General features: G+C 42.6%; 8 protein-coding genes. 3 read left to right on the forward strand and 5 right to left on the reverse strand.

Features of this window, described 5'->3' with window-relative positions; genetic code table 11:
• Window positions 1-2: 2 nt before the first annotated feature.
• From I5907_RS05160 to I5907_RS05175, 4 genes are all read right to left on the reverse strand, one after another.
• The gene (locus tag I5907_RS05160) at window positions 3-1,148 is read right to left on the reverse strand and encodes a hypothetical protein (RefSeq protein WP_196989653.1); all 1,146 of its coding nucleotides are present in this window, start codon (window positions 1,146-1,148) and stop codon (window positions 3-5) included.
• A 210-nt stretch (window positions 1,149-1,358) separates the two neighbouring features.
• Window positions 1,359-2,393 carry a 2-oxoacid:ferredoxin oxidoreductase subunit beta gene (locus I5907_RS05165; RefSeq protein WP_196989654.1) on the reverse strand — a complete coding sequence of 345 codons (1,035 nt, stop codon included), beginning with the start codon at window positions 2,391-2,393 and terminating at the stop codon, window positions 1,359-1,361.
• A 63-nt stretch (window positions 2,394-2,456) separates the two neighbouring features.
• The gene (locus tag I5907_RS05170) at window positions 2,457-2,822 is read right to left on the reverse strand and encodes a carboxymuconolactone decarboxylase family protein (protein WP_196989655.1); all 366 of its coding nucleotides are present in this window, start codon (window positions 2,820-2,822) and stop codon (window positions 2,457-2,459) included.
• Window positions 2,823-2,950: 128 nt separating this feature from the next.
• Window positions 2,951-3,607, reverse strand: coding sequence for a hypothetical protein (locus tag I5907_RS05175; RefSeq protein WP_196989656.1), 657 nt, complete (start codon window positions 3,605-3,607; stop codon window positions 2,951-2,953).
• Window positions 3,608-3,904: 297 nt separating this feature from the next.
• Between I5907_RS05175 and I5907_RS05180 the strand changes: the two genes are divergently transcribed.
• Both I5907_RS05180 and I5907_RS05185 read left to right on the forward strand, forming a co-directional pair.
• Window positions 3,905-4,861 carry a lysylphosphatidylglycerol synthase domain-containing protein gene (locus I5907_RS05180; RefSeq protein ID WP_346266782.1) on the forward strand — a complete coding sequence of 319 codons (957 nt, stop codon included), beginning with the start codon at window positions 3,905-3,907 and terminating at the stop codon, window positions 4,859-4,861.
• A 1-nt stretch (window position 4,862) separates the two neighbouring features.
• Entirely contained in the window at window positions 4,863-5,654 is a 792-nt protein-coding gene (locus tag I5907_RS05185; protein WP_196989658.1) for a DUF3108 domain-containing protein, read from the forward strand.
• Between the two features lie 726 nt (window positions 5,655-6,380).
• Here I5907_RS05185 and I5907_RS05190 read toward each other — a convergent pair.
• Complete coding sequence (locus I5907_RS05190) at window positions 6,381-11,303, reverse strand: T9SS type A sorting domain-containing protein (RefSeq protein WP_196989659.1); 4,923 nt, start codon at window positions 11,301-11,303, stop codon at window positions 6,381-6,383.
• A gap of 326 nt (window positions 11,304-11,629) precedes the next feature.
• Between I5907_RS05190 and I5907_RS05195 the strand changes: the two genes are divergently transcribed.
• Window positions 11,630-12,823, forward strand: a complete 1,194-nt coding sequence (locus tag I5907_RS05195) for a family 16 glycosylhydrolase (protein WP_196989660.1) — start codon at window positions 11,630-11,632, stop codon at window positions 12,821-12,823.
• The last annotated feature ends 54 nt before the right edge of the window (window positions 12,824-12,877 follow it).

A 12,877-nucleotide genomic window follows, 5' to 3' on the forward strand; every position in this document is an offset into this window, starting at 1 on the left:
AGCTAAAAGCTTACCCTGTTGTTTATACGGCTCAGCAGGGTATTGTAGCTATCCCGCAGCAACTTGTCTGCTATTTCAGCGCGGCCTGGCTCGTTTGTAAACCTGTTGTTTACAAGCCGCCGGTCTTCAGCGGTAAGGGCACGGCTATCTCCACGGTAATTGGCCGTTTCAATATTCCAGTTGTAGTTATTGGAAAAGTTGTCGTAAAAACTGTTGCGATTGCTGTACGCATCATAAATACGGCATTGCAGCGTAGCATTGCTTTGCATGTATCTTTTAGTTACGTACACCGTGGCAGTTACCGTTTCGTAGACTGGCTTTGGCGGAATGGTTTTTGTTTCACCCGTTTTAATCTCTGCTTTCCGGTTTATTGAGTACTGTTGTGTAAATAGCTGGCTTATGTAAATTCTTGTGTAGTTCAGTTCCACTATTTTATCGGGCCGTATGTTTTGAGAGCGGGCGTCCCAATCAGTAAAAAACTTTACATTTTTATAAGAGCGGAAATTGAGATCGCGAACCATTTGCTGCTGCAGCCAGTCATTTTGAAAACCCCAGTAGCTAAAAGCGTTGTTGTAGTAGTTTACAGGGCTTACAACTACCTTAATGTATGACCTGTCGAGTGCCTCGCTCATTAGTTCCCTTACATCTTTGTACCCAGGCACAGCCTTGTTTGCTTTAACAAGGTAATCATACGCCTTTTGTGCGCCTTCTCTTGTATTGTAGTTGAGGTAGCCCACGCCCTGCCGGTAAAATTCATCTGCAGCAAGGTTGTATTCCTGTTGAATTTTAAAAGCGGGATCCCACGGGTTTGGCATGGCTATTTTTGCGGCAGGATTAGAAAGAATGGCCTCGTACATCTGTTGCATAACCAGCCATTCATTTGCCAGTGCAATATGTCTTTCGCCGCCGCCGAGGTTGTAGTATTTTGCTTCTGTAAGGCTGTCTCTCTTTTGCAGCGCGGCCCTGTAAGCGTCGGGCAGTAACGCCTGTGCTGCTGCATCGTTCGGGTTTTTCTTAAGCCGCTCTACGAGATCGAAGACCTGCCTGTCTTCGAATGTATAGTTTTGCTTTACAGCACTGCTGATTCCGCAACCGTAATAAGCGACCAGCGCGAAGAGGAATATTGTATGCAACACACGATGCATCATGACAGTCTGGTTTGATGCAGAAAGATAACCATTTTACAGATGAATAAATTGGTCACGCAGGTTAGTGGTAATGACAAAACGATTTACACAGTGCCCACATATTTGCTACAGTACAAGTGAGTGACACAACAGGTGATGATAGTAGCAACGCAGCTGATACAAAAAATAAACCCCACAATAGTGGGGCTACAATATTGCCAGGTTAATTTTTTAAACAATTTCCCATACTTCGTTGCCACGTAACAATTTGTCCAGGTTTCCATTTCCTTTGAGTGCGATGGCTTCTTCAATTTGCATGGCCATTACATCTTCGTAACATGCCCGCTGGCTTTGGTAAAAAACACCAAATGGCCGGGGAAAATGTCCCTGTACCCTTGGGTCATCGAACATACGTATGAGTAGTTGTGCCTTGTAAAAATCCTGTTCGTCGTGTACCCAGAGATCGTCTGTACCTGCATCTTCACCCAGTGTGACCACAATGGGTTTAAGGCCATCGAGCTTAATACCTTTACTGTTGTCGGCGCCGAATACAAGAGGTTTGCCCTGTTCGAGAAAAAGGGCTTCATCTGCCTTGGTAGATTTTTCGGTGAATATTTCAAATGCACCATCGTTAAAGATGTTGCAGTTCTGGTATATTTCGAGAAATGAGGCGCCTTTATGTTGGTGGCTGCGGGTAAGCATTGCCTGCAGGTGTTTGGGGTCGCGGTCCATGCTCCTGGCAATAAATGTAGCATCGGCACCCATGGCAAGGGCCAGTGGATTGAACGGATGATCTATACTGCCAAACGGTGTTGATTTCGTGATCTTTTTTTCTTCGGAAGTGGGGGAATACTGGCCTTTTGTTAAGCCATAAATCTGGTTGTTGAACAACAGAATATTTACATCGAGATTTCTGCGTAATAAATGGATGGTATGATTGCCGCCGATGCTAAGGCTGTCCCCATCGCCGGTAACAATCCACACGCTAAGCTCTGGCCGGGACGCTTTTAGACCTGTGGCAATAGCCGTGGCCCTGCCGTGTATGGAATGCATGCCATACGTATTCATGTAATAAGGGAACCGGCTGCTGCAGCCTATACCGCTTATAATGACAATATTTTCTCTTGGTACGCCTAAACCGGGCATTATCTTTTGCACCTGCGCAAGAATGGAATAGTCTCCGCAACCAGGGCACCAGCGCACTTCCTGGTCTGTTGCAAAATCTTTTGCGGTTAAAGTGATAGCACCGTTAGTAACTGTACTCATGTTTTTGGATATTCTTTTGCAAAGTTAGTTGTACTGTCTTTACCGTATACATCAAAATTACGGTTACAGAACATGCCCGGGTGCTTCGGCGGTATTCAATTCTTCCCAATACTCCGCGGCGCGTCTTGTATGTGGTATAACGATGGTGCCGCCAACAATATTCGCAACGGCGAAAATTTCATACATCTCATCTGTTGTTACACCCTCTTCAAAGCTTTTACCGAGGTGGTATTTAATGCAATCGTCGCAACGCAATACCATACTGGCTACGAGCCCGAGCATTTCTTTTGTTTTACGGTCCAGTGCGCCGTCTTCGTAAGTGTTTGTATCAAGATTCCAGAGACGCTTCATTACCAGGTTGTTTTTGCTGAGTATTACCTCATTCATCTTTTCCCTGTAGGTATTAAATTCCTGTACTAATGATGACATACTTTTTTTACAAAGGTAATACGTGTAGCGTGTGGTATATTGTTGAGATGCGGAATGGCTATATACAAAAATGCTCTATGCAAAAAACTTTGACATAGAGCATTACCCCCGAAAAATAATATAGGTAGTTAAGATGTAGCGAATGCCAATGGCGCGGATGTCCCTGTCTGAACTTTTTGCAACACATCCCGGATAAAACTTTCACGCTGTTCCTGTGCCTGGGAAAAAAATGTAAAGCCGTAATCAATATGGTGGAATACGATTTCCTTGCCCGGGGATATTACATAAAACGCATTGATAAATGCCGTGTCAGACTCTACACCGGGTACCCAGTTCCAGAGTGGGTTCTGTTCATTGTGCAAACCAAAAGCCTCAGAAATTATATTATGCCTGTCAACATACATGTTGAGTTTACCCAGCAGATCAGCCGACTGTCTTATAGATGAATTTCCAGGATCTGCCAGTATTATCAACGTTGCATGCTGACCAAGGCGATCTTGCAAAACCTTGAAAAAATGCAGGTGATCTGCCTTATGCACAACAGGCGAATAAAAGACCAGCACTACAGGTTTTCCTGAGAGAAGCAGCTCATCCAACGATAACAGACTGTAACCGGCAGGCGCAGGCTGCTGACTCTTTTTATGCAGCCTGTTACTGCTTTTCAAAAGAACCTGGGGTGCCACGTTTCCTTTAACGAGTGGATAGTGTTCATAATGCCTGGCACGGGCACTTAACGATAATTCAGTAGCAATACGATTGTGCGAGAAAATATATGCGTTTGTCATAAAATGAAATGTTGTTATTTAATAATAATTTGTATGGCAGCAAAGGGTGCATGTACCTAACAACAACATCGCATTCGTGTATATTTCACTGTTCGCATTATGAATGCAATGATAGGCAATATTATTAGTCTACCAAAATTATAGACTAATAATTTTTGAAAATAGTTTTTCTCTTACCTGAAGCAAAAACAGCAATCACGGCTGGCTGTGTAATGCCACGGGCGCATATCGGTGTTTTGGCGTAGGTTTGAAAAAAATAAACAACTGAAGAAGCAATACAAAATATGGTTGAATTACGTGTTGGGTCCTTTGTTGTTTGTTGTACTGGCTTTTTCCATTTACTACAAAGTACGCAACCAGGCCAGCCTGCAGGAAGCCAAAGATCTGTTGAGCGGCGCCTTATCAAATGATAATATTCCGGTAATAATATTACTGTTAACATTGGTTGCTATTAATTGGGGTATTGAAGCCCGCAAATGGCATGTGCTGGTAAAAAGAATACAGCCCGTTAACTATTTTACAGCATACAAAGCGGTATTGTCAGGCGTTTCACTGTCACTGTTTGTACCAAACGGTATTGGTGATTATGCGGGCAGGCTGGTATATATGAATGAGGGTAACAGGCTTAAATCGATTACCCTTACACTTGTTGGCAGTATGGCACAACTGATTGTTACGCTGTCTGCCGGCCTTGCAGGCCTGCTTTATTTAAAAAATGGCAGTTGGGCAAACCTTGAACAGTTCAAAGGCTTATCGGTCTTTCTTGTAAATGGCATCATCTTTATGATAGCCGCGGGCTCGCTGCTTTTACTGGTTATCTTTTTTAAGCTTAACTGGCTTACGATCATGTTTGAGAAAATACCTTTTGTACACAAATACCGCTTTATGGTAGAATACCTCGAAACTATAAGCCGTAAAGATTTAACAAGAATTTTGTCGCTCTCTGCCGGCAGGTATTGCATTTTTATCGTTCAGTATATAGCTATGTTGCATATTTTTAGCGTGCAGCTTGGTACAGCAGATGCAATAGCAACCATAGCGGTGTTATTTCTTGTACTGGCAATTTTGCCAACCATACCGGTAGCAGATCTTGGAATGCGCGGAGAGGCCGGGTTGCAACTGTTTGGTCTGTTGAGTTTAAATAAGCTTGGCATAATTGCCACAACGGCAGGTATATGGCTGATAAACCTTATTCTGCCTGCTGTGGCAGGAAGTTTGTTCATATTAGGCATCAAATTATTCAGAAACAGGTAACGTGAAGAAAATTATCATCGGCATTATATCTATCGTAAGTTGGCTTAACCTTTCTGCAGGCGATGAATTTTGCGGCTTAGGTAACAAAGCTTTCAAGGCAGGCGAAATGATTACTTACAACGTGTTTTATGCTGTAGCCGGCATTTATGTTAATGCAGGTACAGCTACATTCAGCCTTACACAGGAGCGTATGAACAACGTGCCCTGCTACCATGTAGTGGGTGAAGGCCGCACAAATTCCGGCTACGACTGGATATTTAAAGTACGGGACCGCTATGAAAGTTATTTTGATACAACAAACCTTCAGCCATTGAAATTTATACGCAGTGTAGATGAAGGTGGTTACAAAAAAACAGAGAATGTAACGTTTAACCAGCACACCAATACAGCCGTAACAAACGATGGCGTGTTTAAACTGCCAAATTGCGTACAAGATGTGCTGAGTTCCATTTACTACGCACGCAATATAGACTTCAACAAATACAAAGTAGGCGACAGAATTCCATTTAGTATGTTTCTCGACAATGAAGTGTACAACCTTTACATACGCTATATGGGTAAAGAAACTGTCAAAACTAAATATGGAAAATTCCGCGCCATTAAGTTTAAACCACTTCTTGTAAAAGGCACCATTTTCGAAGGCGGCGAAAAAATGACCGTTTGGGTAACAGATGATCCCAACCACTTTCCCGTACGTATAGAAAGCCCCATTGCTGTGGGCAGTGTGAAAGTAGATATGATGGGCTACCGCAACAACCGTTACCCTGTTACATCCATGGTTAGCTTCAGGTAACATGTAATTATTGCTCAAGCTGCAGTACTACTATTAAGCTGCAGTTGTGTCACTCACTTGTACGTTCGGTTCATTATTCAACACGAAGCGCGTAAAAATTAAATCATGTAAATATGTTCCGGCTGCATATGCAACGCTGTGCAGTATTGGTGTGTCAGCAAGTAAAACACACCAGCCATGATTTTTTACAGCAAAAGACTTGCGATTGCCCTTTCAATATTACTGATACCATTGTTATTTGCTGGCTGTAAAAAAGATGACAAAACCCTTCCCGTTCCGGCTTCTGTAAAGCTTTTGATGCAACAGGATGATTGTACATGCGGGCCCTTTGTTGACAAATACACGTGGCGACACAAAATAGTATACCTCTACAGTTGCAACGGCCCGAATTGTAATTGCGTTACCTTTTATTATGATGCTGAAGGCAACCAGTTTTATATGCATACTGGTTATACAGCAGACGACTTTATAGCCGAAGCCAGCCGTATTGAAAACGTTTGGACCTGCCGGTAACTCTTACCGATTCATTTAACATCAACAAACCGCGCATTGAATAAAGCCTCTGAAGGCGAAAGAAGGTTGCATGTGCTGAGTAATGTATTAACAGTACAAGAGTGCGACGCAACGGACGCTACATAGCAGCAATGCAGCCGGGCCACAAATAAAAAAGCCATCTTATAAAAATAAGATGGCTTTGTGTGTTTTGTTTTTATGTGGGTTAGTGGTTTATTGTTTTATTATTTTAGTATCTGCAACCTGCACACCTTTTATTACTCTTACGATGTACATGCCTGAAGCAAAGTCGCTGCCGAATACATAGCGCTGGTTTGATGAACCAGTAGTTTTATAAATAACCTTCCCGGTTACATCAATCACGTAAACATCTAACTTGTCGTTGTTTAAACTGTTTGTAACAAGTGTAAAGTTTGTTGGAGAAGGATTATTTAGTATGGCTACCTGCAGCCTGTCATTGTTTACATCAAGGCCGTTAGGTAATGAAGGCCCACAGTTTCCTGTGCCTTCCATTACAGTTATACCGGCTGTTGCTGAGCAGCCTTTGCTGTCTTCGATACTCACGATATGTTTACCTGCCCTGAGGTTTGCAAACACATTGCTGTTTGCAAACGGCTTACCATCTATGCTAAACCTGTACGGCGCTATACCGCCGGATATATTGGCTGTAATTGTACCATCTGCAGCACTTACACAACTGGCATCTGTAGCGGTTAAAGAAAGCTCCGGTTGCGCATGCTTGCTTATAGTTGCCATTACAGTTGACATACAGCCCCTGGCATCTGCCACATTTACTTTGTAAATACCTGCAGCAAGCTGGTTGAAGACATTGCTGTTTTGGGCGGCACCGCCGTTTACGCTGTAGGTATATGGAGCTGTACCACCGCTAACACTCATGGTTAATGAGCCATCATTTGAACATGAACCTGCATTGATTACACTTTGAATTTTTGCAGCCAATGGCGCAATTTTATTTACAGTTACAGTTATTGATTTTGAGCAACCTCTCCAGTCCTGTACAGTAACCGTGTAATCTCCTGCAGCCAGCGAACCAAACACATTATTCTTTTTGAATGGCTGGCCGTTTACACAGTACTGGTATGAGCCGCTGCCACCGGAAGCACTTACAGTAAGTTCACCATCATTATTGCTGCAGGCACTAACAGGTATATTGTTGGTAACGGAAAGCTTAAGTTCACCTTCTCTTGCAACAGTTGTAAGAGCCGTTGTTCCACAACCACGGCCGTCTTTTACAGAGATTGTGTAATCGTTCTCAGGCAGGTTAGCGAATATATTGGAAGCCTGGTATGTGTCACCATCGATACTGTATAAGAAAGGCCCTATACCGCCCTGGTTGGCCACAGTAACAGAACCATCGGCAAAACCGCACTGGCTTACATCGAGGACTTCGGTTAGCCATGCACGCATTGCTGGTACTTTGTTTACCACTGCAGAGGTAGATGCCAGGCAACCATTATCATCTTTTACAATGATTGTATAAGCACCATCGGCAAGATTTTTAAACTCTTTGCTGGATTGGTAAGCACCTGCATTCAGGTTATACTGGTAAGGTGCTGTTCCGCCTGTAACATCTACTGCAATAGCAACCGAAGCTCCCTGGCATGCAGCTATATCTGCCATATCGTTGAATGATACAGCGAGAGGCTGCGGTTCTGTGATTGAAATAGTTGATTGTGCTGTACTGCCATTGGCATCTGTAACAGTATAAGTATATGTTCCTGCAGTTACTGAAAAAGTACCTGTGCCTGCATATGGTTCAATTCCACCTCTTGCAACCACGTTTACATTGGTAGTACCACCTGCACATAAAATATCTTTTGCTGTTACATTTATTACCAGTGGTTTAACCTCTGAGTTAGACACTGTAACAGAGGTATTTGCTTTGCAACCATTGGCATCAGTAATAACGTAGCTATATGTTCCGGGAGCTGCTTCAAAATTGCCAACACCACTATATGGTGCCACGCCGCCTGTTGCTGCGATATTGACAGTTGTAGTTGCCTTATTTTCAACAAGCGGTGCCGCGCTTGCATTTACCTGCAACGGCTGAGGTTCTACAATTTCAACTGATTTCAGCGCTTCGCAGCCATTGTTGTCTTTTACAGCAAACTCGTGCGTACCCGCAGTTACGGCGAAATTGCCTGTTCCTGTATATGGTGCTACACCGCCTGAAGCACTAACAACTACATCTGTTGTGTTTCCATTACATAAAATCTCATTTGCTGCAACAGACGCTTTTAATTTTGTTGGCTGCGGAACGTTTATTGTTTTCACAGCCCTGCAGCCGTTGGCATCTACAACTGTGTAACTGTATACGCCTGCACGCACACTAAAATTACCAACACCTGTGTAGGGTGTAACGCCGCCTGTTGCACTTACGGTTATTGTTGCTGTATCTCCATTGCAAAGTATTGCTTCCTGTTCTGTAAGCGCATTTAACACAGGAGGCTCAGTTACAGTAACGGTTACAGAACTTTCTACCCCATTTGCATCTTTTACAACATAAGTGTATGTACCAGCAGATACGATAAAATCTCCCGTGCCTTTATACGGTGTTTTACCGCCTTGCGCATTTACCGTAATGGTTGTAAAACCACCATGGCAGCTTATATTTTTTGATGAAGCGAATGCAGAAAGTGCACCGGCAGATTTTGTTACCGTTACATCTGCAGAAGCAGAACATCCGTTGGCATCTGTTATTTTGTAAGTGTACGTACCTGGCGTTACAACGAAATTGCCTGTACCTGTATATGGAGCAACGCCGCCTGTTGCTGTAACATTTACATTTGTTGAGAACTCGTTTGCCGGAATTTGCGGTGCATTGGCATTAATTAACAGTGCTTTCGGGCTTTTTATCTCTATAGTGGTTTTGGCTGTGCAACCACCGGGTGACGTAACTGTTACAATATAATTGCCAGGTGCAAGGTTGCTGATATCTTCGGAACTTGCCTTAAAATTTGATACGCCGGCCCAGCTATAGGTGAAGGGTCCAATGCCGCCTTTACAGGTAAGATCAATTGAACCATCATTGGCCCCGAAGCAGCTTACGTTCTTTACGGTTTGCGAAAGCTGCGGACTGCTGTTTACAGAAGAGGCTGTAACATTAACTGAAATAGGCTCAACATTATCAGCACGCACAGGTATTGCGCCATTGAAGACACCTTCCGCTGCCGGATTATATTTTACAAATATCTTTTGGTTGAATTGTGCACCATGATTTTTAATGATCACGGAATCGGGGTAAGTTCTGCCACTATCGATGGAAAAACTAAATCCTTTTAATGGTCCTACGATTGCATTGCCATCTGGCATAAATGCACCACCAACATACAACACCTGGAAAGTTGGCCCCTGAGCGCATGCCGTAGAAAATGGTTTAAGTTCAGTAGCAGTAAGCCCGGGTTTTTCACCTGCAACAGGTCTTCTTAATTCTACTATGGAGAATATTACATTTTCTGTACCCGTATTCGCGATGTAAAAATCGGCGCCGTTTTTACCACGATTGCCGAAATAGGCGTCTGTTAATGTTACAGAAGCTTTTTTCCATAACATACTTTTTGTGCCGCTCACTGTCAGTGCTATTTTATCTGCATTATCAACACCATCGTACATTAAATTCCAACTGCCTGAGTTGTTGTCTAAGTATACTACTTCGAGAACAACCGGGTGGCTGCCAGTTAATGGCACATTGTTAAAGAACGTGTCTTCAATATTAAAGTAAAGTGCATCTTTTCCTTTAGCAAGATCGAAGCCGCGGCCATATTTACCATACATACTGTTCTTGTCAGCAGATTCTATGTTCCAGTAGCCAACACTGGTTTCGTTTGATTTTACCTGTTTGATGTATCGGTCGTAATTGCCTGAAAAAAGATCCCAGCCAACATCGTTTGTACCTTTTGCTGAAAGATTTCCTAATTCATCACCCATTGCGATGTAAGTATCTTCGAGCTTTGCGCCGTTAGACGCGTATTCACTGGCAATTTTTACATACCTGTTATCATTACCGCGCACCGCGTTGCCATATTTATTTTCGGGAAACCGAACCTTATCAGCGGCATCCAATACATCTTTCAAGGCACACATAGCATACACACTTTGTGTTGGATCTTTTTTGCCGGCATACCGGTTATAAAATCCGAATGCTGAATCGTAAATATTGTCGCCTATCTGGTCATAACCCTGGTTACTCCAATCAAGCCCCCAGTAAATACCATAACACATTAAGGCAAACATATTTTTTGCCGGGGCCTTTGTCCACCATGGAGCTTTGGTACTTCCACCAATTATTTCAGAACGCGATCTTACATACTCACCGTTTAAAATCTTTTTATTGAGTAAAGGATATAACCATCCCGCTTTTGTTTTTTCGTCATTTAATTGAAAACCTTTGCCAATAGAGCCAATTTTTATCCAACCGCCGGGGCAGTTCTGGAAAATCCAGGATGCCTGCTCTGGCCCGTTGTTCTTAGGATTATGCAATACATATATCTTGGGGTTCGTGTTTTTATATTCATCATAAAACACCTGGCTGAATTCCTGGAATAATGCATAAAACTCTCCGTTGCCAATACGGTACTGATAGTCGACATCTCCTTTATAACTTATATAATCACCGGTACTACCCAAACATGCCTGTACTGCCACAACCTGGTTACGTATGTAAGCAGGCAATGATTCCACATGCTCTCTCACTTTATGAATCATGTCTTTGAAATATGATTTATAAAGTGCGTCTTTAAAATAAGGTGATTCCGCTATTATATTTCCTTTCCTGTCTTTTTGAATTACTTTAGGAACACCCTTACTGTACAACCATGTAGGAGCATCCTCTTCTGTATAAACCATGAATATAACAGGCAATTCATCATCAGCCCGTGCGGCAAGCTCTTTATCAAAACTTGTCCAATCCCAAGTATTCTCTGACGGCTGAATATCTGCCCATTTAAAGTTGCAAAGTCTGCCTTTTATCTCCGGATTTACGGTAGCCGATACCGGGTCACCAAAGGATTGCCATATTCCGTAACTGGTTGGAGTAACATCAGTAACCTGTGCAAATGCAGTTACCGACATGAATGAGTAGATGATTGCACAAAGGCAAATCAGGCGGTTTTTCATAAACCTGGAATTTGGATATTAGATATTGGATGTAAGCCTGCCGAAACAGGTAGTGCAAGTTAAAACGTACATTTAGTTAATTGCGGGTGTAAACATTAAAATGTGCTTAACGACCCTCTGTTTAACTACAACATGTCAACTCACAAAGCTTAATACGCTTCATCGCCTGATAAATTGCCTTTTAAACAACGTTTAACCCAATTTCTTATCAACATTAACCGATATATAATTTTTTTTTCTATTTGATAAAGGAAAATTTCACAAAAAATACAAGCAAGCAATTAATCACATAATTTAAGGGCTCATACAACCATAAATAATTTTATATGCTCCGCTTGTCACCGACGATTCTTTTATGTTGCTATTGTACCTGCTTCATATCTTGTAGCAAAAGTGATAATAACAGCTCCGGCACACTGCCGGCGGTTTCTGTAAACAGTGTTTCCCAGGAACGTACGCTTACTAATTCAACATTCAGGTTTACTGTATCGCTGGATAAGGCTGCTACCGCCGATGCTACTGTTAACTACAAAACCATTGCGGCCACCGCAACAGAAGATGAAGATTACGAAGCCGTGTCCGGAACGATAACAATAGCAAAAGGCCAGTCCCAGGCAAATTTCGAAGTACAGGTTACAGGCGACAGCCTGAGAAAAGAAGACGAATTTTTTTATGTACAACTCGAAAACCCCAAGAATTGTGTGCTTGGCAGTAAAGCCAAAGGCTCAGGAAATATTATCAATGCAAATGGCCTCTACTTCCCGGTAGATAACAGCGGGTATACATCTCCCGCCAGCTATGCAGGTTATTCACTTGTATGGAGCGATGAGTTTGATGGTACCCTTATAAGTGATGCAAACTGGCAATTTGAAGCGGGCAACAATAATGGCTGGGGAAACAATGAACTGGAATACTATACCAACCGGTCTCAAAATGCTTTTGTTTCGCAGGGCAATCTTATTATAGAAGCAAGAAAAGAAAGTTTTCAAACCAGCAATTATACGTCTGCAAGGATGATTACAAAAGGCAATAAAGAATTTACCTACGGCCGTGTAGATATAAGAGCAAAATTGCCAAAAGGTAAAGGAATCTGGCCCGCATTGTGGATGCTGGGCAGCAACATTAGCAGCGTAAGCTGGCCTGCGTGCGGTGAAATTGACATTATGGAGCTCGTGGGGCACGAACCTAATAAAGTGTACGGCACTTTGCATTGGGGAACTTCAGCAGCGGTGCACGATTCAAAGGGTGCTGGCTATACCTTAGGCGCAGGCTCTTTTGACGAAGCTTTTCATGTGTATAGCCTTATCTGGACAGCAGACAGTTTGAAGATTTATCTTGATAACAATATTGAGGTTTTTAAAATCAGCCGCACAGAAATATCTACCGGCAACTACCCGTTCGATAAAAGCTTCTTTTTTATTTTCAATATTGCGGTAGGTGGTAACTGGCCCGGAAGTCCGGATGATACAACCGTGTTTCCACAACGAATGGTAGTAGATTATATTCGGGTATTTCAATAATAGTATGGCATAAGCTGTAGTATAAGCATTGAGCTTTTGTTGTGTCACTCACTT

It is taken from the genome of Panacibacter microcysteis (genome assembly GCF_015831355.1).
GTDB classification, from domain to species: Bacteria; Bacteroidota; Bacteroidia; order Chitinophagales; family Chitinophagaceae; genus Panacibacter; species Panacibacter microcysteis.

Coding starts and splice junctions, on each gene's coding strand:
- I5907_RS05160 (WP_196989653.1), bottom strand. CDS start 1,148: ATGATGCATCGTGTGTTGCATACAATATTCCTCTTCGCGCTGGTCGCT.
- I5907_RS05175 (WP_196989656.1), bottom strand. CDS start 3,607: ATGACAAACGCATATATTTTCTCGCACAATCGTATTGCTACTGAATTA.
- I5907_RS05195 (WP_196989660.1), top strand. CDS start 11,630: ATGCTCCGCTTGTCACCGACGATTCTTTTATGTTGCTATTGTACCTGC.
- I5907_RS05165 (WP_196989654.1), bottom strand. CDS start 2,393: ATGAGTACAGTTACTAACGGTGCTATCACTTTAACCGCAAAAGATTTT.
- I5907_RS05170 (WP_196989655.1), bottom strand. CDS start 2,822: ATGTCATCATTAGTACAGGAATTTAATACCTACAGGGAAAAGATGAAT.
- I5907_RS05190 (WP_196989659.1), bottom strand. CDS start 11,303: ATGAAAAACCGCCTGATTTGCCTTTGTGCAATCATCTACTCATTCATG.